The following is a 20768-nucleotide window of genomic DNA, read 5'->3' as shown; positions in this document are numbered from 1 at the left end:
TTTATGCGGTTTGACCGGCTTTGCGTCGCCAAATCAGCGCGGCGAGGCATAGTCCACTGATTAGCAGCGCCATAACAAAAGGTGGATTAATGGCAAAGCGCAGCAGATTGCCAACTTGATCGGATAGATTGCTGCTCGCACTCAAAAAGCGGCCTAAATCGATTTGATCTATCACACCAAATAACCCCGAAAAATAAATATCCACAAAACGGCTGGCGGGCGCGTCATTGCTCAGACTGCCGAGTAAGGACTGCGCCATAAATGCGCCAATCAAGACCATCACCATCCCCCAGCGGCGAACTGCGCTATTGCCTAGTGCCAACAATAGGACTAAGGGTAAAAACCACAGCAAGGTCAGTAGGGCCTGCAGGCTAAAACCAATCAATGCCAGCAATAGGTTCGCCCCCATGAGAGCTGTCCAGTGAGTGATCCACAGTGGTGCAGACAGCAATAAATTCAGAGTAATAGCGAGTACGATGGCCAATAGAGGCAGTAGCAGCGCATTCATCAACACCGGCACAATCACCGCGTTTGCTTCATTGATGGGCAAAGAGCGCCAAAAAGACAACGATTTATCATCTTTATCACGGTACGGCAGGCCGGGAATCGTCAGCAAGACACCAATCAGCGCGATATACAGCACCATGCTCGATTGAGTTGAAATGCCAAAGCTCGCGACTTTAGCCGCATCCGAAATCGTTGTGCTATTAAACTGCGGCATGCCTTGATATATCAGCACGATATACAGCAGCGCCCATGCAATCACAGGCGTCCATAAGCCGAGTAATAGCCAAGAGCGACGTTGCTGCAGCCATTCGCGCAGCATTAGGGTTTTAAACTGTTGCATGTGGTTTCTCCATGCTCGGTTGTGCTAAGGCGACAAATAAATCGGCAAGTTCAACGCGGAAGGTTTGGCCGAGTTGATCAATATTGCTGGGCGCATTCCCCGCAAAAATCGCGCATTCCCCGCCCATTTGCCGAAAGCGGTGTAGCGGAGCGGCGGCCTCAATTTGCGCTGCAGCGTCTAGCCCATAACGCACACCGATAAAGCGCTCATCCAGATGGCTAATGCTCTCGTTCAGCACCAATTGCCCGTGATTAATCATCATCACATTCGAGAGTAGATTTTCGATCTCATCGACTTGATGCGTGGCAATCAGTACGGTGCGTGTGTCAGAGCACCAATCGTTGATCAACATATCGTAAAACGCTTTGCGGGCGGGAATATCTAGCCCTAGCGTGGGCTCGTCCAAAATCATCAGCTGGGCATCAATGGCGCTAATGATGGCCAAATGCAGTTGCACAATCATGCCGCGCGACAGTTGTTTAACCTTGGCGTTGAGCGGAATAATCGTTTGCGCCAGCTTTTGCTGCGCCAATTCAAGCTTAAATTTTGGATGCAGGCCACACATCAATTGGAGTAAATCGGCAACGACAATCCACGGCGGCAAAATCGCCACATCAGGGATGTAGCAAACGTGCTCTAGCATCGCCTCGCGCTGTGTTTGCGGATTAAAGCCCAAAATTTCAATTTGGCCTTGATAAGGTATCAAGCCCATCATCGCCTGCATCAGCGAGGTTTTCCCGGCGCCATTACTACCCAATAGACCGACAATTTGCCCGGCAGGTAAGGTAAACGAGATCTGCTTGACCGCAGTTTTATTGCCATAGCGAATGCTTAAATCACTGACTTTGACTAAGTCGTTCATGCGGACTCCTTGGCATGCCAGTCTAAATCGCTGGCGCTAATGCCTAAACGTTGCAATTTGGCGCGCAATAGCGGCCATTCTTGGCTTAAAAAACGCGCACGATCGGCAGCACGCAATCGCTCGCTCGCTTGCGGTAAAACAAACATGCCCAAGCCACGGCGGCTTTCGAGCAAACCGCCTTCCACCATCGCTTGCAAGGCACGATTTACCGTGAGGGGATTCAGGCCATATTCAGCAGCCAATAGACGCACCGAAGGCATTGCTTGCCCTTCTTGCGGTTGTCCATCGAGCAAGGCTTGGCTTAAGTGCTCAGCCAGCTGCAAATAGATGGGCGATTGATTATTCCAGTCGGCCATGTTCTGTACTTGTGTGTTAGGTATGTAGCACACTATAGATGTGAGTTTAGCGATTGACAAGTGGCGTGATGGATTATTGTGGAATGTGAGGTCGTTAAAGGTAAAAAAATAGGCAGAGTTTTACGGGGTATTGCTTAGATAGCGTGTAGATGGTTTTAAGTGCCTGCGGCACGGTGATTTACAGTCGCAGTCAGTGGCGGCTCACTCTTTCTTTGACTCGCCAAAGAAAGAGGGGGAAAGAAAGGCGCTTTTGATCACGCCCAGCTCCGCTGTGCCCTCGATCGATCGTGAGCCAAACGATAAAACCGTTTGTCTCTCTCCTCACTCGGTGCGCTTGAACGGGTTTTTAAGCCCCAGCTCGACGAGTGTGGCACAGCATCAAACTGAAATTATTTTTTATACTAGGTATTGACTTGATTGCATTTAAATCCAAAGCATAAAAGGCAATACCCTTGCTTTTTCTATTCTTTTAACGACTCAATTAAAGCCATTTCCTCAGTAGTAAATCCAGCCGCTTGGCGGGCGATGTGGTTGAGGGTGCCGCGAAATACGGGCGCTTCATAATCGCGCAGTAGCGCAACAAATGTGGCAATCGGTTCGAGCTGGCGCTCTTGGCAACACCAGTGATACCAATAGTTGCCAATGCGCACATGGCCGATTTCATCGGCCAGAATAATGTCTAGAATTTCACACGCGCGCTGATCGCCGATATTGGCGAGTTTTTGTCGAATCGGTGGTACGGCATCAAGGCCACGCGCTTCTAATATTCGCGGCACCAAGGCCATTCGTGCCATCACATCCTGATCGGTTTTGACCGCCATTTCCCATAAGCTGTTATGCGCTGGAAAGTCGCCGTAGGTAAAACCGAGTGTTTGTAAATGCTCGCACAGCAAATTGAAGTGATACGCTTCTTCAACGGCAATTTTTAGCCAATCGGCATAATACTGCGCGGGCATCTGGCGAAACCGATACAGTGCATCCAGCGCTAGATTGATGGCGTTAAATTCAATATGTGCAAAGGCATGCAACAGCGCCGCGCGGTTTTCGGCTTCGGCCAAATTGCGGCGTCGAGGTAAATCTTTGGGGGCGACCAATTCTGGGTGAGTCGGGCGGCCGGGGCTTTCAATTGGAATAATCGGCGTGGGATCGAGCAGATCGCGTTGCTCGAGATGAATTTCGGCCAGTTTGGCGATTTTAATCTGGGGGTTCGATTCAATTAAGGCAGCAAAGGCAGCAGCAAACACGGCGGGTTCCAAAGATAAAAGCAGCGCCAGTATTACGCGCTGATGGCTGACTGGCAAGTGCCGGTCTAAGATCAACTGGGTGAATCGCGGCTGGCATCCGCCAGCGTGAAATGGTTTGGAGAGGCGCAATGAAAATTTTAATGGTACTGACTTCGCACGATCAACTGGGCGACACCGGCCAGAAAACTGGTTTTTGGCTTGAGGAGTTTGCAGCACCGTATTATTTGCTACTTGATGCTGGCGCTGAGCTGGTGCTGGCGTCACCACTCGGTGGTCAGCCACCACTAGACCCTAAAAGTGATGCGGCTGATTTTCAAACCCCAGCCACGACGCGCTTTAAACAAGATATTGCCGCGCAAGCGGCTTTGGCCAAAACGCTTAAATTAGCCGATGTGAAAGCCAGTGATTACGATGCGGTGTTTTATCCCGGTGGCCATGGCCCAATGTGGGATTTAGCCGAAGACGCACAATCGATTGCCTTGCTAGAAACCCTGTATGCGGCGGGCAAACCCGTCGCCTTAGTGTGTCATGCGCCAGCGGCGTTGCGGCATGTAAAAGCGCCCGATGGTCAACCGTTGGTGGCGGGCAAAGCGGTGACCGGCTTTAGTGATTCAGAAGAAGCTGCCGTTGGCTTAACCGATGTGGTGCCGTTTTTATTAGAAGATGAACTGGTTGCTAAAGGTGGCGTGTATTCCAAAGGCGAAGATTGGCAGCCGTATGCCGTGAGTTCCGGCCATTTGATTACTGGGCAAAATCCGGCGTCCTCTGAACTTGTGGCACAAAAATTATTGGCTCAGTTGCAAGCATGAGCATTGAATCGACATAAAAAAACGGGGCTCAATCGAGCCCCGTTTGGTATTGCTGGATTCTTATTCAATCCCTGCAAAATCCTCATCGTCCACCGCACTGGCCGCACTGGCTTTAATGCGTGTTGGATGCATTACTTCCGCCGTTACACCGGCTTCGCCAGCGCGTACATTTTGGTGTACCGCAGGCAATTGATGGGCAATCCCTTTATGGCAGTCAATACACGTTGCGCCTTCAGCAAAGCCTTTTTGGTGGGCTGTGGCCGAGCGTGAGTTTTGCTCCATATAGTCAAAATACTCATAATTATGGCAATTACGGCAGGCTTGCGAATCATTGGCTTTCATTCGCTTCCATTCGTTTTGCGCTAATTGTTCGCGTTTTGCGAGGAATTTTTCACGGGTATCAATCGTTCCCGTGAGCATGCCCCAGACTTCTTTAGACGCTTCAATCTTACGAATCATTTTTGGACCCCACTCATGCGGTACATGGCAATCTGGACAAGTTGCCCGCACGCCAGAGCGGTTGGTGTAGTGAATCGTATCTTGATATTCCGGATACACATTGTCGGCCATCTCATGACAAGACAGGCAGAATTTCTCGGTATTGGTCATTTCGAGCGCGGTGTTAAAACCGCCCCAAAACATAATCCCCACGACAAAGGCAATCACAATGCCAACAATGCCGATTTTAATCGTGCGTAGTTTTTTGAGTCGCTCGCACAGTCGTGCTTTAAGGCTAGGTTTGCTTTCGCTCATGGTGCTTCTTCCTTTGTGGGCGAATTATTTCACTAAGCCATTGGCAGGTTTAAACGAGCTACCTACCAGTGGTTTGGCATCGGTTTGCGGTACGTGGCATTGCTGGCAGAAATAACGGCGTGGAGAAATATTGGTCAGCTCAGTGCCGCCACGAGTTTTGAAGTGGGTAATCGATACCTTGGTGGCGCCAGTTTCAGCGGTGCGATCCCAGCTATGGCAATCGAGGCATTTATTGTATTCAGTGGTGACGTTATAACCCTTGATGGAATGCGGAATTAACGGCGGTTGCTGTACAAACTGGCGTGGCAGTGGACGGCTATCGCGCTCCCAGCGGTAGTGCTCGGGGGCCACGTCGCCACTGACGGCTTCAGTACCGCGCAGTGATTTGAGTTCATCCGCTTGCACGCCGATGGCGCCAAGGCCAAAGGCCAGCAGCATTCCTAAAATACAGGCTAGTTTTTTCATTGTATTTCTCCCTTAAAGTGGTAAATCAGTATGTTGATTAAAGCGATGGCTAATTTTGAAAACGTCTTGATCACAAACATCGATACAGCGCGCGCAATTGCTGCATTCGCCCGCCACAATCACCGGGCTACCTTGGCCTTTGAGCGCCACCCGAATCACTTGCGGCTCAGGGCAGACATAAAAGCACTGCATGCAGTCATCACAAGCGTGGCGTTTGGGCGCGGTAATGCGGATGAGCGCGGTTTTACCGACCAGCGCATAAAAAGCCCCCACCGGACACCAATGTCCACACCAACCGCGGCTCACCAAAACGGTGTCGTAAATAAAAATCGCGATGGCCATCGTCCACGCCAAACCCATGCCAAACAGCATGCCGCGCTGCAATCCGGTAACCGGATTCACCCATTCCCAAGCCACCGTTTGCGTAATGAACGACAGCAGTAAGACGCCAGCTAATAGCCAATAACGGGTATTTCTGGCCACTTGCTGCCCAGCTTTTAAACCCAATCGGCTACGACACCAGCGGGCAAAATCGGTGATTAAATTAACCGGACAAACCCAGCTACAAAACATTCGGCCACCCACAATCAAATACACCGCCAGTACCAGCGCGGCACCGATCACGGCTTGCCGCTCAGGCGTATGCCCAGCAAGCCACGTTTGCAGCAAAATCATCGGATCGGTCAGCGGTAAAAAGCCAAAACTAAAGCTCGACGCCAGCGTGCCTTTAACCCACCAAATACCCAACAGCGGGCCGATTAAAAACAGCGCCAAAATCACCAGCTGGCTGCTACGCCGTAACATCAGCCAGCGATTGCGTTGCCAAAATGACCTCATGGCGACTCCTGCTCTGGCAGATTGGGCGGTAAGGCAATTTGTGGCCCGATTAATGATTGGCCGCCGGCATTGGCTTTTTCTTCCCAGCCTTTACGGTAATGTTCGCCCGATTGCCCTTGCACCAGCGCGCGCGGTAAAACGCTAATCGCTGCTTTAGGCAGTACACACGATTGCTCGCACTTGCCGCAGCCGGTGCAAAAATCGGAATGCACGGTTGGGATCAACATTGCGTGCCGGTCTGAGCGTGGGTTATGCATGGTTTCTAAGGTAATGGCTTGATCAATCACCGGACAAACGCGATAGCAGACGTCGCAGCGCAGACCGAGAAAATTCAGGCACGTTTCTTGGTCGTGCAGCACGGCCAAGCCCATTCGCGCGTCGTTAATCTCGGTGAGCTGGTGATCTAAAGCGCCGGTTGGGCAGACTTTGACGCAGGGAATATCCTCACACATTTCGCAAGGGATATTTCGTGCAGCAAAATACGGTGTTCCCCAACCTATGCCTTGTCCTAAGCTGGCGAGTTTCAAGGTGTCGTAAGGGCAATCGCGAACGCATAAACCACAGCGCACGCAAGCACTTTGAAACTGCGTTTCAGGCAAAGCGCCGGGCGGACGTAATGCTTGTACCGGCAGTGCTTTCGCTTGTTGACTGGCCAAAACCCCCAAGCCGCTAGACAGCACTAGGGCGCCACCACAGGCGGCTGCACTATTTTTTATAAACTGTCGTCGATTGGGTGTTGCTTTCATTTTATGAAGGTATTGCCGTCTAGTTCATTGCTAGCAATGCTTGGACGGCAATACCTATCCTCCATTAGGCTTTAACGACTTTAACCGCACATTTTTTGTAGTCGGTTTCTTTAGAAATTGGACACGTTGCATCCAAAGTCAGCTTGTTGACCAAACGGCCTTCGTCAAAGAATGGAATGAAGATCAAACCCACTGGCGGTTTATTACGACCGCGTGTTTCAAGACGCGCTTTGATTTCGCCACGACGTGAAGCCACTTTGACCACCATGCCGCGCTGCAAACCGCGTTTTTTGGCGTCGTTCGGGTTCATAAACACCATCGCTTCCGGTACTGCTTTATGCAGCTCAGGAACGCGGCGCGTCATCGTGCCGGTATGCCAATGTTCCAGCACACGACCGGTACACAGCCACATATCAAAATTGGCATCAGGCATTTCTGCTGGCGGGTGATACGGTAGTGCGATGATGTTGGCGCGGCCGTCTTTATTACCGTAAAAGCGAACGCCTTCACCTTTTTTCACATAAACGTCATAGCCTTCACGGTAGCGCCATTTGGTTTCTTTGCCGTTCACCACCGGCCAGCGTAGACCGCGCGCTTTATGGTAAAGATCGAATGGGCCTAAATCATGGGCGTGGCCACGGCCAAACTGGGCATATTCTTCAAACAAGCCTTTTTGCACGTAGAAACCGGCCAACTTGGCTTCAAAGTTTTCAAAGCCTTTTTGCAAATCGGTGTTTTTAAACTGATTCACCTGACCATTCATAAACAAGATGTCGTATAAGGTTTTGCCTTTTACGCTGCTTTGTTTGGCGATCAAATCGGCAGGCCAAACTTCTTCTACTTTGAAGCGTTTCGCAAATTGCATCAGCTGCCACAAATCAGATTGTGCTTCGCCCGGTGCATTGACTTGTTGCCGCCAGAATTGCGTGCGGCGCTCGGCATTACCAAATGCACCTTCTTTTTCCACCCACATGGCGGTTGGTAAGATCAAATCGGCCGCTAAAGTCGACGCGGTTGGATACGGATCAGACACCACAATAAAGGTGTCTGGACGACGCCAGCCTGGGTAGAGCTCTTCGTTAATATTCGGGCCGGCTTGCATATTGTTATTGCAGAGCTGCCAGTAGACTTTCACTTTGCCGTCTTTAATCGCGCGCGCCATGGCTACGGCGTGCAAACCGATCTTGCCCGGAATGGTGCCGTCTGGCAGTTTCCAGATTTTTTCGGCGGTTTTACGATGCTCAGGATTGGTCACCACCATATCGGCTGGCAAACGATGGGCAAACGTACCCACTTCACGCGCGGTACCACAAGCTGAAGGCTGGCCAGTGAGTGAGAATGGGCTATTGCCCGGCTCGGCGATTTTGCCGGTGAGCAAGTGAATGTTGTAAATCATATTGTTCGCCCACGTACCACGGGTGTGCTGGTTAAAGCCCATGGTCCAGAACGAAGTGACTTTGATTTTTGGATCGGCGTATAGCTCAGCCAAAGCAATCAAACGATCTTGCGGGATGCCACATAATTTACTGACTTTATCCACCGGATAATCAGCAACAAATTTAGCAAACTGCTCAAACGAATAATCACTCATATCGTTTGGATTGCCCTTCGGCTTGCCGTCGGCACCAGGGTAGCCGTTGGCCGTTGCTTTGCTTTCTAATGGGTTGTTCGGGCGTAAACCGTAACCAATATCGGTGGTACCGAGCTTGAATTTGCAATGGTCTTTAACGAATTTTTGATTCACTCGACCGGTAGAAATAATGTGATGACAGATAAAGTTCATCATCGCCAAATCGGTTTGTGGCGTGAAGACCATGCCATAACCACTGTCGGCCAATTCAAACGAGCGGTGCTCGTAAGTTGAAAGTACCGATACTTTGACTTTCGGGTTAGATAAACGGCGGTCGGTAATGCGGCTCCATAAAATAGGATGCATTTCGGCCATATTCGAGCCCCACAACACAAACGCGTCGGCGACTTCGATATCGTCATAACAACCCATCGGCTCGTCCATACCAAAGGTACGCATAAAGCCCGTGACTGCCGAAGCCATACAATGGCGGGCATTGGGGTCCAGATTATTACTACGGAAACCACCTTTCATTAGCTTGGCAGCGGCATAGCCTTCCCAAACGGTCCACTGGCCTGAGCCAAACATCGCAATCGATTCTGGACCACTGGTTTTCAGCGCGTCTTTCCATTTCAATTCCATGATGTCGAACGCTTCATTCCAGCTCACTGGCGTGAATTCACCGTTTTTATCGTATTTGCCGTTTTTCTTTCGCAGTAGCGGCTGAGTTAAACGATCTGAGCCGTACATGATTTTGGAAAGGAAATAGCCTTTGATGCAGTTTAAACCGCGATTCACTTCGGCATCTGGGTCGCCCTGTGTGGCCACTACACGGCCATTTTGCGTGCCGACCAAGACAGCACAGCCAGTACCACAGAAACGACAAGGCGCTTTGTCCCAACGAATCGCGTCTTTACCGTCACCGGCCATTGCTGGCAGGGTTTTGGCGGGGGCGGCTTGTGCTAGCGGAATACCCGCGCTGGCGGCGGCAGCAGTAACAGCGGATATTTTAATAAAGTCACGGCGGTCTAAACTCATGCTCATTGCTCCTGTTTTAATGTTTTTGGCGGCGCGTTTTCTTCGTCGCAATATTCATAGGCCAACGTGGCTGAGGCGACGTTGGGGATGTTTTGAATTCGGGTCAGCATTTCTGTGCAGCGCACACCGGGTACGTCTTCAACGGTGATAATCAGCTTGCCTTCATGCTCAACATGAATCTCAACGCCGGGCACGGCTGCAACCGCAGCTTTGACGGTGTCCAGTTGGCCAGGAACGGCGCGGATCACGAGGCTGAAAATATTCATACAAGACACTCTCTTATTTGGATGCTTTGGCTAGGGCAGAGGGCAAAACACGCGCCGCAACCGGTACATTGCTCGGTTTGAATTTTCGGCTGCGCCACCTTGCCGATGGCGAGTTCAAAATGGATGGCTTTGGCATCACAACTTTCGCCACAAATTCGGCAATCCACGCCGTGTTGCGCCAGGCAGCGATCATCGATGCTGGCGCGCAAATGCCAAGGCGTACAACGATCTAAATCGAGCGCCTTGCTGTGGCACGCCGTGGTGCAGTCGGCACAGAATGTGCATTCACCACGAGAAAAATCGATCGTTGGAAAACCACCGCTACCCAGTTGAATAATTTGGCTGGGGCAAGCACTGACACAGTCGCCACAACGCGTGCAGCGAGTAAAAAAGTCCTCTGCTGACCATGGTGGTGCTGGCGTGGTCGACGTTTGTGGGCGGCGACCTCGTAATAGATTGCGGCGTGATACATCCACAGCAGCATTCAACCCTATAATTAGATAAAAATAAGGGTATTCGGCTGTACTTATGCAGACAATGCCCTTTAGGGGGTAGGGTTTTTCTTTTGCAATTGACGTATTGCTTTAGGGGTAGGCCGATAGTTTGGCTAGGTTGCCTAAAGCGGGGTGGCGTGGTGTACTCGAGTTTTGCTGGTCAACTCGGCATGACCAGCCTTGCTATCAAGACGCAGCGCGCTTGCTTCGTGTGAATTATTGTGCCGATCAACGATTGTTTTTGCTGTTGAATCGCCGCACTATCGTGAGCATGGAAATTTGGAGGTATGGTTTTTGCGCATCATGAATTATTTTCGGCAAGCGTCAATCTTGCGGTTTATTACACAAGCCTTGCTTTTTATGGTTTTGCCCGCTTTTTTAGCTTTGTTTTTAAGTTGGGTTACCGTGGTGTATTCGACAGGAGAGGGCACAGCGATCAATGTCGCGGGCTCATTGCGCAAGCAAACCTATCTGATCGTGGCCACCCATTTGGCTTCGCCATCGCACGTCTCGAGCAATATGCCGGCATTGCAGCAAGCAGTCCAAGAGTTTGAGCGCGATTTATATGGCCCCGAATTACTCAAAAACCTATCGACCGACCCGACTGACTCTGTTCGCTATGCGTATGATCAGTTAGAAAACGCCTGGCGTACTGAGGTCAAAGGCATTTTAGCCTCACCGCATACCGATGATAATTTGCTCTCTAGAGCGGTGCATTTTGTTGATTTAATTGATACCTATGTGCAAGCAATAGAAGCCAAACACGAGGCGCGACTACAGTGGTTGGGGCAGATTCAATGGATTGCGATGGGCAGTATGGCGATTGTTTTTGTGCTGACTTTATTGTGGCTCACGCGGCGAGTGACTCGGCCTTTAGTCGCAATGGCTGCAGCGGCCGAAAAAATCAAACAAGGGGATTTCAGCGTACAAGCCCCTGAAGACGGCGCTGGTGAAATTACGCTATTGGGCCAAGCGATGAATCATATGGTGGCTGAGCTGGCGCTGGGCATCGAAGTGCTTGAAGCGCGCGTTGCGGAAAAAACCCAAGCTTTATCGCAAAATCAGCGCAGTCTAGAGCTGCTGTATAGCACCAAGCAGTTATTGTCAGACCAAGAGCCAAATCAGGCGACATTTGATCAGGTTTTAGTGGATGTTGGCGCTTTAATCGAGTTGGAGCATGCGGCGATTTGTCTTACCGAAACCGAACAAGCACCCCAAGCTTTCCGGCTAGCTTTAATGCCGAGCACCGCAGCTGAAAGTTGCGACAAAAATGATTGTGCCAACTGCGTTGAAGGGGTGAATGCGCCGGCGCAGTCGAATAACACCCCAGTGTTTCAGCTTACCGATGGCATTAACAATTACGGCATTATGCCGATTCAGCTCAAAACGCAGCAGGCCTTGCTCGATTGGCAGCAACAGTTGCTCGAAGCCGTGGCGCGGCAAATTGGTACGGCGCTGGCCAATGCCAAGCGCAAACAAGATTTACATCGCTTGGCACTGCATGATGAGCGCAGTGTGATTGCGCGCGAGTTGCATGACTCATTGGCGCAATCGCTATCGTATTTAAAAATCCAAGTGGTGCGTTTGCAAAATCAGTTTCCTGAAGCGCAGCGCAGTGACACTGCGAATGCGGCATTGTTTGAACTACGTGAAGGCTTAAACGGCGCCTATCGGCAATTGCGTGAGCTACTTAATACCTTTCGCTTACAAATGAACGAGCGTGGTTTAACCGAAGCGTTGGAAAAAACCGTCAGTGAATTTGTCGATCGAGCACAGCACAGCATTAGCCTTGATAATCGTTTGCTCGGTGTTGAATTGGCGGCGCATGAAGAAATTCATATTTTGCAAATTGTGCGTGAAGCCTTGGTCAATATAGAGCGCCATGCCGAAGCGCAGCATGCTTGGGTGAGTTTGGCTTGGGAAGATGAGCAGATTGTGGTCAAAATCGCCGATGATGGCGTCGGGTTGGCTAATCATCCTGAGCGTAAGCAGCATTATGGTTTGGGCATCATGCGCGATCGCGCGACGAATTTAAATGGCGAATTACAATTTTTACGCCGTGAACCCTGTGGCACACTGATAGAACTACGCTTTATTCCGACTACGCCGTTTGCGGCGTCCAATTCAACGCAACCGACTTGAGAATCGAGAAAATGAACGAACAATTTAATGTCATCGTAATCGATGATCACCCGCTATTTCGTAAAGGTGTGGTGCAACTTTTGGCTCTCGATCCACGATTTGTCGTGGTGGGCGAAGCGGCGAGTGGCGCTGAGGGCTTGGTCTTAGTGCAAGAACATAATCCGGATTTAGTGATTTTAGATTTGAATATGAAAGGCATGGACGGCATTGCCACACTGCGCGCGATGAAGGAGCTGGATATTGATTCGCGTATTGTGATGCTCACCGTGTCGGATCAATCATCCGACTTGGTCGCTGCGGTGCGAGCTGGTGCGGATGGCTATTTATTAAAAGACATGGAGCCAGAAGAAATCGTCGCGCGTTTGGCCGAAGCACTTGATGGGCAAATGGCGATTCCAGAACGCTTAGGTCGTGCTTTGGCTTTGGCTTTACGGGAAGACGATGGCAGCGAGCGCAATGCGATGCTGGCGTCTCTCACTGATCGCGAGCGCGAAATCTTAGTGTGCTTGGCGCATGGACTATCGAATAAATTAGTTGGCCGTGAGCTCGGCATTGCCGAGGGCACGGTCAAGGTGCACGTAAAAAGCTTGCTCAGAAAACTCAGCTTTCGTTCACGCCTTGAAGCGGCTATTTGGGCGGTGGAGCTGGGTATTAAGTAGGTATATAAATGCAGAGCATGCTTTATATGCTTTTTGATTAAATACCTAATAAAAAGCGATAGTATTCAGATGGCGTGTTGATGGGTTTAAGTGCCTGCGGCATGGCTGTTTACAGTCGCAGTCCGCGACGGGGACTCACTTTTCTTGCGTCGCCAAGAAAAGTAAGCAAAAGAAGGCGACCCGAGCGCGCCCAGCTCCGCTGTGCCCTCGATCGATCGTGAGCCAAACGGTAAAGCCGTTTGTCTCTCTCCTCACTCGGTGCGCTTGGACGGGTATTTAAGCCCCAGACCAACGAGCGCGGCACAGCATGAGATCTATCTTCATCAATTCACCCTAAGCCGCCGCGCATTTATTGCGCGGTTTTTGCTTTGCACGAGGCGAACCAATCGAGCTCGGTTTGATACAGCGACGTTTTAATGTCGAGCAAGCCTAAGGTCGAGTGAAATAGATTGTCGTGCGAATACGCTTGGCCCGCTTTCTTTTGCATGCAACCTAAGTCGATCTTGGCTTGTTGGGCAAATTCAGGCGATAGCCACAGCATGGCAGGCACATGCGTTTGCTCGCTTGGCGCCAGCATATACGGCGCACCATGTAGGTATAGGCCATTCTCGCCAAGTGATTCGCCGTGGTCAGACAGATACATCATGGCGGTATCCACGCGATTGCTGTTTTTGCGCAATAGATCAATCACACTCGACAATACATAATCGGTATACAGCAGCGAATTGTCGTAGCTATTGAGAATTTGTTCACGGCTGCAACGGTTAAGCTGTTTGTCATTACAGGTTGGTTGGAATTTGGCAAAAGCCGGTGGATAGCGTTTGAAATACGCCGGACCATGGCTGCCCATCATATGCAGCACAATCACCGCGTCTTGCTGTTGGGCGTCGATTTTGTCTTGCAGCCCAGTGAGTAGGGCTTCATCCAAGCATTCGCCATCTTTGCAGAGTTTTGGGTCGGCGGTTGCGATCATGCTTTCATTGGGCACGCGATCACAGGTGCCTTTGCAGCCCGATTGATTGTCGCGCCACAGTACTTGATAACCGGCTCTTTGCACCACATCGAGCAAACCTTGGTGGCTTTTGGCTTGTTTTTCGCTGTAATTGTCTTTGCCAAATTTAGAGAACATACACGGCAGCGAAACGGCGGTATCGGTACCACACGAGCTCACTTGTGGCAGATTAATCAAGCCGGCTTGTTGTTTAAGCCGCGGATTGGTTTCTCGTTCATAGCCATTGAGTGAAAAATTAGCCGCTCTGGCGGTTTCACCCACGACGATAATAGTGAGTTTAGGGCGACTTTGCGGTAGCGGCGTATATTTGGCATCGGTACCAATTGCGGCAACGACAATGGGTTTGATATTCACGCTGTGTTTTAAATAATTAGAGCTAGCTTGGATAAAATTCATTGGCGTAATTAAAAAACGCAATTCGCGGTTATTGCGAAACACCGAAGCAAACTCTTTATAAAAGCCCAAGCTCACCAGTAACAGCAGCACAATACTGCCCACAATCACACTGGTTTTAACCATGGCTTCGCGGCGCAATGGTCGATATTGAATTGGCGTTTTCCACAGCAAATACAGGGGTAAACCACCTAAAACCAGCCAATACAGCGCCATTTTTAGGGTGAGTAAATCTAAGGTTTCAGTTAGATTGGTTTGTGCGGCATTACGCAGCATGCCGCCGTTAATCATGATGCCAAATTGCGACATAAAATACACCACTACTGGGGTAATCAAGAGCAATACCGTTAACACGGGTTTCAGAACGTAGGGTAGTGCCAGCAGTGTGAATATCAGATTGAGCACCAAAATTAAAAAGGTCGCGCCAACCAGCATAAACAGCCAACCGGCAGCGGTACTCGGGTTTTGTATCGTATACAGCTGCTGCCAAAAAACACTATTGCAGGCAAAAACAAAAAATAGCGCAGCAATCAAACTGAGTTTTTCACTGGTTAAAGCTTTAAATTTAAACATGCGTTGATTCCATTTGGCGTACAGGGGGCCATACGCAGTACCAAAGTAATAAAACCACCCAGATCGTCCACAACGTCCATAAATTGTGCGACAAAAAGTGTGCGCCGCGCATCATTTGCGCCCAGCCCATGGCAGTGCCAAAGATTAAACCTGCGGCTAAGCCAACATAAGCCCAGCGTCGATTCAGATCGAGTAAGCCAAAATAAAACGCCAACAAAGCATAACCACCCGATGCATGACCACCGGGCATACATTGCCCGGGTTTAGCGCCGGCAGGCAGTGCGCCCCATAAAGGAATTTCAGCGGCATAGCCGCCGTAAAGACTTAAATCCCACGGACAAGCATGATTGCTGAAAGATTTAAAAATCGAGATGGTCAGCGCTGCCAGCCCCATACCGCATAAAGTCCAGCCAATCCGCCGGCGATGGGTTTGCAGTTTTGGGTATTTCCAGCTCGCCGCCCATGCTGCGAGCAAGATGAGCGCAGGTAAAATCATCAGGTCTTTTAAACCTTGATGCATAAATTGGGTTAGAAATGGGTGGTCTTTGAGGAAAAAACGCTGTTGCAGTGAATCAAAATACGGCGCGATCAGCGCATGATCCCATTGCGTTTGTGGATAAATCAGCGCGAGAAATACGCCACTTAGAAGGGCAATAAGCCAGTGCCATGGTAAAAATGGGAGACGCTGACGCATATTTATTTGGCTGGCAGCCAAGCTTGGCAAAGTAAGAGGCGCTTAGTGTAGCGATACTGTTACCGGCGTGTCATAAAAATATTGTATCCAAATATGTCGGGTTTACAGGCTGCTGTAGTTTTTAATTACTGCGTAAGAATATTTGGCAGGACCATGTATTGATGTGGGAGGGGACGCAATGGAATCGGTTGATCAACTCAAGGGGCTTGGCCCAAAAAGTCGAGTGATGTTGGCGAAAATCGGTATTCACACCGCGCAGCAATTGCGCCAAGCCGATGCCTTTGAGGTGTACGCGCAGTTGCGGCAAGTGGTGCCTGTTGTACGCCCTGCTTGGGGCGCAAGCAGATGTGTCTTGGCAAGAGATAAAGCAGCAACGAAAAACCGAGATTTTGCTGCGGCTTGATGATATGGGAATCGCACCCCAGCCAAAGTAAACCGTCGATGAATTTGGGGCTTTGGCAAAAAAAATGGCACAGCGTCGCGGCTATGCCATTGAAGTAGAACTCAAACTATTTAGGGGTGGGCCGCAGCGGTGGGGCTAGAGGCTTGGCGATCTTGTAATGTACGAATCTCACCTTGGAGCCAGACTTCGTCTTCTGAGCCCGGATCGAGTAAAGCCAATAATTGCTTCCACCACCGGATTGCCGAAGCATAATCCCCACGCTCAACGGCGGCGCTGCCCGCTAGCATCAGCGCATCAGGTTCGCTGGCATTTAAATCCAGTGATTTCACCAATAGCTCAGTCGGTCGTCCGGTAAAACCATTGTTTTCAATCGCCAATACCCCGGCAAAACGGGCTAGCTCGCCAGGGTCTTTTTCGAGCAAAGGCCATGATTTTTCATACGCTTGGGCGGCCTCAGCATAGCGAGCTTGTGCGCGATAGCTGCGCGCCAGCATCAACCAGCCTGCCGTATCATTGGGCTCGAGTGCCATTCGGGCTTCGAGTTTTTTCACCATGCTATCGACTTCGGCTGGGCCAATATTGGGGCTTTGATGGGTGCTTGGATCGAGCGCCGCAGGCGTGCCGATTTTAAAATACAGCCCAGCGGCCGCCAGTGGTAAGACGATGGCGAGAATCAAAGCAATTTTGTTTGCTGGCAGGGTTTTTTGCTGCGCGCTGCTGGCATCGGCCCGACCCACTTCGGCCACCAGCCGCGCTTCGGCTTCTTGTTTTGCGGCCTCAAAATCATCTTGGCTTAAACGGCCATTGCGCAAATCATCGTCGAGCTCTTCTAAAATTGTGGCATGCAAAGCATAGCGTGAACGACGAATATCGCCGGCAGCGGAGCGGCCACGCAATAAAGGCCAGAGTAGCATCAATAAGCAAAGGACAATGAGCAGCGCGCACAGTAAAGTGAAAATGCCAATATTAGTCGCGGTCATGATTCTTCCCATCAAATTCTTGTTGTAATGCTTTGATCGCATCGGCGTCGGTTTTTGCTGCTGGCGGCGAAACGCGGCGCAGGCGCAGCCACAATAAAATTAAGCCGATCATCAATAGCGCGGGTGGCAATAGCCACAGTAAGAAAGTGCGCGCTTTAAAGGGCGGCCGGTAGGTCACAAAGTCACCGTAGCGATCAGTCAGATAACTAATGATTTCTGAGTTATTTTTGCCGAGAGCTATTTGCTCGCGCACTTCGCGGCGCAAGTCTTCTGCTAATGGTGCTTGCGAACTGGCCAAGCTTTCGTTTTGGCACACGAGGCAACGCAATTCGGCAGATAATTCAACCAGCCGCGCTTCGGCATTGGGGTTGCTGGTCATCGATGAGGCTGTTTTGGCCGACACCGTCAGCGAGAGCGCCAATAATATTGGCATTAGCCAGTAAAAAGAGCGTTTCATCGTTGGGCCTTTTGGAGCTCGGGCAAGAGTTTGTCTTTAAATACTTGCTGGGTGACTGGACCGATGTGTTTGTACACAATGCGACCGGCTTTATCGATCACAAAGGTTTCTGGTACGCCGTACACGCCATAATCCACGCCAACGCGGCCTTCACGATCGGCAACGACGACTTTATATGGATTACCGCGTAGCGCCAGCCAATCTTTGGCATCGCGATCTTGGTCTTTGTAATTCAAACCAACAATCGGGAAGTCGTATGATTGCGCAATCTCGTTGAGCACTGGGTGCTCTTGAATGCAGGCGCTACACCATGAGGCCCATACATTCAGTAGCCACGCCTTGCCTTGTAGCTCGCTTGGCGAAAATTGGCCGGGCTTATCGAGCCGATCTAGCTCAAAATGTGGTGCAGGTTTGCCGATTAATACTGAAGGCAGTTCACGCGGATTGAGCGTTAACCCAATCCCTAGCAGCACTGCCAAACCAAAGAAAATCATCAGGGGTAGGTAGCGTTTCATGCTGTTTTACCCCATTTTTTTTGCCGGTAACGACGATCACTCAGCGCAATGATGCCGCCTAAGCCCATTAAAATGCAGCCATACCAAATCCAGCCCACCAGTGGTTTGTAGTGAACGCGGATTAACCAGTCGTCTTTAAACGGATCTTTGCCCAAAGGCTCGCCGAGGGAAACATAAATATCTTTAATTGGCGTGTGATGAATCGCCGCTTCAGTCATTGGCATTTGGCTGGAGAAATACTGCCGTTTTTCTGGCAGTAACACGCTTTCGACGCGATCATTTTTGCTCAGCGTTAATCGCCCAACTAAAGCCGAATAATTACTCGCGCGCTCGGAGTTCACCGCGTCAAAGCGCAAGGTATAACCCGAGATTGGATGTGTATCGCCCATGGTCATGCGTAAATCATCTTCGTGCTCGTAGCTCGATACAATCGTCACCCCAGCCACAAACACCGCCATCCCCAGATGGGCAATATGCATGCCCGAGAATGCCGCCGGCACTTTGCACAGCGCTTGCCACCAAGAACCACCTTGCCGGTGATAGCTGATTAAACGTAAGCTCCAATCGCGCGCTGCGGTGAGCGCAATCCATAGCGCTACTGCCAGTGCTAGCGCCACACCCCAACGCCATTCACCCCACAAGAGTGGCAAGAGAGCGCCGCCGACCAAGGCCAATATCAACGGCAATTGAATCGCCAACCATAAAGTATGCGCGTCTTGATATTTCCAGCGCACCGTGCCACTCAATCCCATAAGGATGAGCGCCGGCATCATCAGTGGAATAAACACGCTATTAAAATACGGTGGGCCAACCGAGAGTTTGCCTTGCCCCAGCGCATCAATCAGCAATGGGTAGAGCGTGCCTAGAAACACCGTTGAGCAAGCAACCACCAAAATTACATTATTGGCCAGCAATAAAGCCTCGCGAGAGCGCCAGCTAAATGCGCCACCGCCTTCCAGTAGCGGCGCACGCCAAGCGTACAGCGCCAATGAAGTACCAATCACCAAGCACAAGAAAATCAGAATAAACAAGCCACGCGCCGGATCGGTGGCAAAAGCATGTACTGAGGTTAAAACGCCGGAGCGAACTAAAAAGGTGCCGAGTAATGACAATGAGAACGTGCCAATCGCCAGCAATACCGTCCAATGCTTAAAGGCATTGCGCTTTTCGGCCACGGCTAAAGAATGAATCAAGGCGGTACCGGCTAACCACGGCATAAATGATGCGTTTTCGACTGGATCCCAAAACCACCAGCCGCCCCAACCCAGCTCGTAATACGCCCAAGCGCTGCCGAGCATAATGCCCAAAGTCAGCGAAACCCAAGCGGCCAAAGTCCATGGTCGACTCCAACGCGCCCAGCTGGCATCTAAGCGCCCGGAAATCAGCGCGGCCACGGCAAAAGCAAACGCCACCGAAAAACCGACATAACCCATATACAGCAATGGCGGATGGAAAATCAGCCCTAAATCTTGCAAGAGTGGGTTTAAATCCGCACCATCAGCCGCCGCCGGCAGTTGGCGAATAAATGGGTTGGAGGTGAATAAAATAAATAAATACAGCCCCGAGCCAATCCAGCCTAAAACGCCGCCGACCAAGGCTTGCACCGATAAGGGCAAGTTTTTTGCAAACACGGCGACCGCCGCACCCCAGCCTGCCAGCATCAATACCCACAATAACAGCGAGCCTTCATGGCCACCCCAAACTGCGGCGAATTTATAAAACACCGGCAACAGACTATTGGATTGTCGAACTACATAACGAATCGAAAAGTCGTCTTGCAAAAAAGCCGTTGCCAACAGCGCAAAGGCGATGCTGGTGAGCAGCAACTGCAAGACCGCCGCCGGACGCGCAACGCGCATCAGCGGCAAATTATTATGAATACCACCCCAAATACCGAGTGTGCCTTGGGCAATCGCCACCAGCAGCGCCAAGATCAGCGCAAAGCTACCGAGTTCACCAATCATTGTGCTTCCTTATTGTGCTGTGAGGCTTGGCTTGCCGAGTGGGTTTTGTTGTTGGCTGCCGTGATATGCGCTTGATTGACCGCTTCTTGCGCTTCGGGCGGCATATAGTTTTCGTCATGTTTGGCGAGTACTTCGCTGGCGATAAACGTGCCATTTTCCCAGCGCCCTTGCGCGACCACGCCTTTACCTTCTTTAAATAAATCCGGCAAGATGCCGCGATATTGCACGGGGATATTTTGCGCGGTATCGGTGATGATAAATTGCATGGTTACGCCATCGGCAGCACGCGCCAGGCTGTTTTCGGCCACCATGCCGCCAACGCGAAATGCGCTATTTTGTGGCGCTTCACCGGCGATAATTTGCGTCGGCGAATAAAAGAAAACTAGATTTTGTCGGAACGCGTTCACAACAAAAAAAGTGACTAAGCTCAATGCAATGAGCGCGCCGATAATCCATGCGGCGCGTTTACGTCTGGGGGTCATGATGCATCCTTGCTGACTGCGGGTGGTTTTTGGTTGATGTGTTGAATCGTCGCCGCTCGGCGTATTTGCCGCACAATGCTGCGGCGCTGGGATTTAATTAATACCCACTCTAGGCATAAGGCTGCGGCACATGCAAAAAAAGAGCCCCATACATATACCCCATGGTTTCCCATGGCGATAAAATCACTTAAATTATTCCAATACATA

At 50.6% G+C, this 20768-nt stretch carries 23 protein-coding genes; 4 read left to right on the top strand and 19 right to left on the bottom strand.

Annotated features, from left to right (window positions below):
- Position 1: 1 nt before the first annotated feature.
- From HQN60_RS04795 to HQN60_RS04780, 4 genes are all read right to left on the bottom strand, one after another.
- Positions 2 to 847 (bottom strand): hypothetical protein, encoded by an 846-nt coding sequence (locus tag HQN60_RS04795; RefSeq protein WP_173532588.1) that lies wholly within the window; start codon positions 845 to 847, stop codon positions 2 to 4.
- A complete protein-coding gene (locus HQN60_RS04790; protein WP_173532587.1) occupies positions 834 to 1709 on the bottom strand; it encodes an ABC transporter ATP-binding protein in 876 nt (291 codons plus the stop codon). Before HQN60_RS04790 ends, HQN60_RS04795 begins: the two co-directional genes overlap by 14 nt.
- Positions 1706 to 2065, bottom strand: coding sequence for a GntR family transcriptional regulator (locus tag HQN60_RS04785; RefSeq protein WP_173532586.1), 360 nt, complete (start codon positions 2063 to 2065; stop codon positions 1706 to 1708). Before HQN60_RS04785 ends, HQN60_RS04790 begins: the two co-directional genes overlap by 4 nt.
- Before the next feature lie 461 nt (positions 2066 to 2526).
- The gene (locus HQN60_RS04780) at positions 2527 to 3321 is read right to left on the bottom strand and encodes a ferritin-like domain-containing protein (protein WP_373281555.1); all 795 of its coding nucleotides are present in this window, start codon (positions 3319 to 3321) and stop codon (positions 2527 to 2529) included.
- A gap of 116 nt (positions 3322 to 3437) precedes the next feature.
- Here HQN60_RS04780 and HQN60_RS04775 point away from each other — a divergent pair, with 116 nt between their 5' ends.
- Positions 3438 to 4118 carry a type 1 glutamine amidotransferase domain-containing protein gene (locus HQN60_RS04775; RefSeq protein WP_173532584.1) on the top strand — a complete coding sequence of 227 codons (681 nt, stop codon included), beginning with the start codon at positions 3438 to 3440 and terminating at the stop codon, positions 4116 to 4118.
- 60 nt (positions 4119 to 4178) lie between these two features.
- Here the strand turns inward: HQN60_RS04775 and HQN60_RS04770 are convergent, their stop codons facing one another.
- From HQN60_RS04770 to napF, 7 genes are all read right to left on the bottom strand, one after another.
- A complete protein-coding gene (locus HQN60_RS04770; protein WP_173532583.1) occupies positions 4179 to 4871 on the bottom strand; it encodes a NapC/NirT family cytochrome c in 693 nt (230 codons plus the stop codon).
- A gap of 24 nt (positions 4872 to 4895) precedes the next feature.
- Positions 4896 to 5336 carry a nitrate reductase cytochrome c-type subunit gene (locus HQN60_RS04765; protein ID WP_173532582.1) on the bottom strand — a complete coding sequence of 147 codons (441 nt, stop codon included), beginning with the start codon at positions 5334 to 5336 and terminating at the stop codon, positions 4896 to 4898.
- A gap of 12 nt (positions 5337 to 5348) precedes the next feature.
- The gene (gene napH / locus HQN60_RS04760) at positions 5349 to 6173 is read right to left on the bottom strand and encodes a quinol dehydrogenase ferredoxin subunit NapH (RefSeq protein WP_173532581.1); all 825 of its coding nucleotides are present in this window, start codon (positions 6171 to 6173) and stop codon (positions 5349 to 5351) included.
- The gene (gene napG / locus HQN60_RS04755; RefSeq protein WP_173532580.1) at positions 6170 to 6919 is read right to left on the bottom strand and encodes a ferredoxin-type protein NapG; all 750 of its coding nucleotides are present in this window, start codon (positions 6917 to 6919) and stop codon (positions 6170 to 6172) included. The genes napH and napG overlap by 4 nt, the downstream gene beginning before the upstream one ends.
- A 64-nt stretch (positions 6920 to 6983) precedes the next feature.
- Positions 6984 to 9527, bottom strand: coding sequence for a nitrate reductase catalytic subunit NapA (gene napA / locus HQN60_RS04750; RefSeq protein WP_173532579.1), 2544 nt, complete (start codon positions 9525 to 9527; stop codon positions 6984 to 6986).
- 2 nt (positions 9528 to 9529) lie between these two features.
- Positions 9530 to 9793 (bottom strand): chaperone NapD, encoded by a 264-nt coding sequence (locus HQN60_RS04745; protein ID WP_173532578.1) that lies wholly within the window; start codon positions 9791 to 9793, stop codon positions 9530 to 9532.
- Positions 9790 to 10269, bottom strand: a complete 480-nt coding sequence (napF, locus tag HQN60_RS04740; protein WP_173532577.1) for a ferredoxin-type protein NapF — start codon at positions 10267 to 10269, stop codon at positions 9790 to 9792. Before napF ends, HQN60_RS04745 begins: the two co-directional genes overlap by 4 nt.
- Before the next feature lie 321 nt (positions 10270 to 10590).
- Between napF and HQN60_RS04735 the strand changes: the two genes are divergently transcribed.
- Both HQN60_RS04735 and narL read left to right on the top strand, forming a co-directional pair.
- Positions 10591 to 12429, top strand: coding sequence for a HAMP domain-containing protein (locus tag HQN60_RS04735; RefSeq protein WP_173532576.1), 1839 nt, complete (start codon positions 10591 to 10593; stop codon positions 12427 to 12429).
- A gap of 11 nt (positions 12430 to 12440) precedes the next feature.
- Positions 12441 to 13088 carry a two-component system response regulator NarL gene (gene narL / locus HQN60_RS04730; protein ID WP_173532575.1) on the top strand — a complete coding sequence of 216 codons (648 nt, stop codon included), beginning with the start codon at positions 12441 to 12443 and terminating at the stop codon, positions 13086 to 13088.
- A gap of 349 nt (positions 13089 to 13437) precedes the next feature.
- Here narL and HQN60_RS04725 read toward each other — a convergent pair whose 3' ends face one another.
- Together HQN60_RS04725 and HQN60_RS04720 are read right to left on the bottom strand one after the other, a co-directional pair.
- Positions 13438 to 15066: a phosphoethanolamine transferase gene (locus HQN60_RS04725; protein ID WP_173532574.1), complete on the bottom strand. Its 1629-nt coding sequence runs from the start codon at positions 15064 to 15066 to the stop codon at positions 13438 to 13440.
- A complete protein-coding gene (locus HQN60_RS04720) occupies positions 15059 to 15760 on the bottom strand; it encodes a phosphatase PAP2 family protein (protein WP_173532573.1) in 702 nt (233 codons plus the stop codon). Before HQN60_RS04720 ends, HQN60_RS04725 begins: the two co-directional genes overlap by 8 nt.
- Before the next feature lie 178 nt (positions 15761 to 15938).
- Here HQN60_RS04720 and HQN60_RS04715 point away from each other — a divergent pair, with 178 nt between their 5' ends.
- Complete coding sequence (locus HQN60_RS04715) at positions 15939 to 16163, top strand: TfoX/Sxy family DNA transformation protein (RefSeq protein WP_217390243.1); 225 nt, start codon at positions 15939 to 15941, stop codon at positions 16161 to 16163.
- A 110-nt stretch (positions 16164 to 16273) separates the two neighbouring features.
- Here the strand turns inward: HQN60_RS04715 and ccmI are convergent, their stop codons facing one another.
- From ccmI to ccmD, 6 genes are read right to left on the bottom strand one after another with little or no spacing between them, the layout of a single operon-like run.
- Positions 16274 to 17143 carry a c-type cytochrome biogenesis protein CcmI gene (ccmI, locus tag HQN60_RS04710; RefSeq protein ID WP_173532572.1) on the bottom strand — a complete coding sequence of 290 codons (870 nt, stop codon included), beginning with the start codon at positions 17141 to 17143 and terminating at the stop codon, positions 16274 to 16276.
- On the bottom strand, positions 17130 to 17600 hold the full coding sequence (locus tag HQN60_RS04705) for a cytochrome c-type biogenesis protein (protein WP_173532571.1): 471 nt from the start codon (positions 17598 to 17600) through the stop codon (positions 17130 to 17132). Before HQN60_RS04705 ends, ccmI begins: the two co-directional genes overlap by 14 nt.
- Positions 17597 to 18115 carry a DsbE family thiol:disulfide interchange protein gene (locus HQN60_RS04700; RefSeq protein WP_173532570.1) on the bottom strand — a complete coding sequence of 173 codons (519 nt, stop codon included), beginning with the start codon at positions 18113 to 18115 and terminating at the stop codon, positions 17597 to 17599. The genes HQN60_RS04705 and HQN60_RS04700 overlap by 4 nt, the downstream gene beginning before the upstream one ends.
- The gene (locus HQN60_RS04695) at positions 18112 to 20079 is read right to left on the bottom strand and encodes a heme lyase CcmF/NrfE family subunit (RefSeq protein WP_173532569.1); all 1968 of its coding nucleotides are present in this window, start codon (positions 20077 to 20079) and stop codon (positions 18112 to 18114) included. Before HQN60_RS04695 ends, HQN60_RS04700 begins: the two co-directional genes overlap by 4 nt.
- Complete coding sequence (gene ccmE / locus HQN60_RS04690; protein ID WP_173532568.1) at positions 20076 to 20561, bottom strand: cytochrome c maturation protein CcmE; 486 nt, start codon at positions 20559 to 20561, stop codon at positions 20076 to 20078. Before ccmE ends, HQN60_RS04695 begins: the two co-directional genes overlap by 4 nt.
- Complete coding sequence (gene ccmD, locus HQN60_RS04685; RefSeq protein WP_173532567.1) at positions 20558 to 20767, bottom strand: heme exporter protein CcmD; 210 nt, start codon at positions 20765 to 20767, stop codon at positions 20558 to 20560. Before ccmD ends, ccmE begins: the two co-directional genes overlap by 4 nt.
- Position 20768: the final 1 nt, after the last annotated feature.

This window comes from Deefgea piscis (assembly GCF_013284055.1).
Classification (GTDB): Bacteria; Pseudomonadota; Gammaproteobacteria; order Burkholderiales; family Chitinibacteraceae; genus Deefgea; species Deefgea piscis.
This window is presented reverse-complemented; position numbering and strand designations above follow the sequence as displayed.

What these genes read in the sequence shown, in the direction of transcription:
- HQN60_RS04765 (WP_173532582.1), bottom strand. Translation starts at nt 5,336, where the DNA reads ATGAAAAAACTAGCCTGTATTTTAGGAATGCTGCTGGCCTTTGGCCTT.
- ccmD (WP_173532567.1), bottom strand. Translation starts at nt 20,767, where the DNA reads ATGTATTGGAATAATTTAAGTGATTTTATCGCCATGGGAAACCATGGG.
- HQN60_RS04720 (WP_173532573.1), bottom strand. Translation starts at nt 15,760, where the DNA reads ATGCGTCAGCGTCTCCCATTTTTACCATGGCACTGGCTTATTGCCCTT.
- HQN60_RS04770 (WP_173532583.1), bottom strand. Translation starts at nt 4,871, where the DNA reads ATGAGCGAAAGCAAACCTAGCCTTAAAGCACGACTGTGCGAGCGACTC.
- HQN60_RS04790 (WP_173532587.1), bottom strand. Translation starts at nt 1,709, where the DNA reads ATGAACGACTTAGTCAAAGTCAGTGATTTAAGCATTCGCTATGGCAAT.
- HQN60_RS04785 (WP_173532586.1), bottom strand. Translation starts at nt 2,065, where the DNA reads ATGGCCGACTGGAATAATCAATCGCCCATCTATTTGCAGCTGGCTGAG.
- HQN60_RS04705 (WP_173532571.1), bottom strand. Translation starts at nt 17,600, where the DNA reads ATGAAACGCTCTTTTTACTGGCTAATGCCAATATTATTGGCGCTCTCG.
- HQN60_RS04715 (WP_217390243.1), top strand. Translation starts at nt 15,939, where the DNA reads ATGGAATCGGTTGATCAACTCAAGGGGCTTGGCCCAAAAAGTCGAGTG.
- napA (WP_173532579.1), bottom strand. Translation starts at nt 9,527, where the DNA reads ATGAGTTTAGACCGCCGTGACTTTATTAAAATATCCGCTGTTACTGCT.
- napH (WP_173532581.1), bottom strand. Translation starts at nt 6,173, where the DNA reads ATGAGGTCATTTTGGCAACGCAATCGCTGGCTGATGTTACGGCGTAGC.
- HQN60_RS04735 (WP_173532576.1), top strand. Translation starts at nt 10,591, where the DNA reads ATGAATTATTTTCGGCAAGCGTCAATCTTGCGGTTTATTACACAAGCC.
- ccmI (WP_173532572.1), bottom strand. Translation starts at nt 17,143, where the DNA reads ATGACCGCGACTAATATTGGCATTTTCACTTTACTGTGCGCGCTGCTC.
- HQN60_RS04695 (WP_173532569.1), bottom strand. Translation starts at nt 20,079, where the DNA reads ATGATTGGTGAACTCGGTAGCTTTGCGCTGATCTTGGCGCTGCTGGTG.
- ccmE (WP_173532568.1), bottom strand. Translation starts at nt 20,561, where the DNA reads ATGACCCCCAGACGTAAACGCGCCGCATGGATTATCGGCGCGCTCATT.
- HQN60_RS04795 (WP_173532588.1), bottom strand. Translation starts at nt 847, where the DNA reads ATGCAACAGTTTAAAACCCTAATGCTGCGCGAATGGCTGCAGCAACGT.
- napG (WP_173532580.1), bottom strand. Translation starts at nt 6,919, where the DNA reads ATGAAAGCAACACCCAATCGACGACAGTTTATAAAAAATAGTGCAGCC.
- HQN60_RS04725 (WP_173532574.1), bottom strand. Translation starts at nt 15,066, where the DNA reads ATGTTTAAATTTAAAGCTTTAACCAGTGAAAAACTCAGTTTGATTGCT.
- HQN60_RS04745 (WP_173532578.1), bottom strand. Translation starts at nt 9,793, where the DNA reads ATGAATATTTTCAGCCTCGTGATCCGCGCCGTTCCTGGCCAACTGGAC.
- HQN60_RS04775 (WP_173532584.1), top strand. Translation starts at nt 3,438, where the DNA reads ATGAAAATTTTAATGGTACTGACTTCGCACGATCAACTGGGCGACACC.
- HQN60_RS04700 (WP_173532570.1), bottom strand. Translation starts at nt 18,115, where the DNA reads ATGAAACGCTACCTACCCCTGATGATTTTCTTTGGTTTGGCAGTGCTG.
- narL (WP_173532575.1), top strand. Translation starts at nt 12,441, where the DNA reads ATGAACGAACAATTTAATGTCATCGTAATCGATGATCACCCGCTATTT.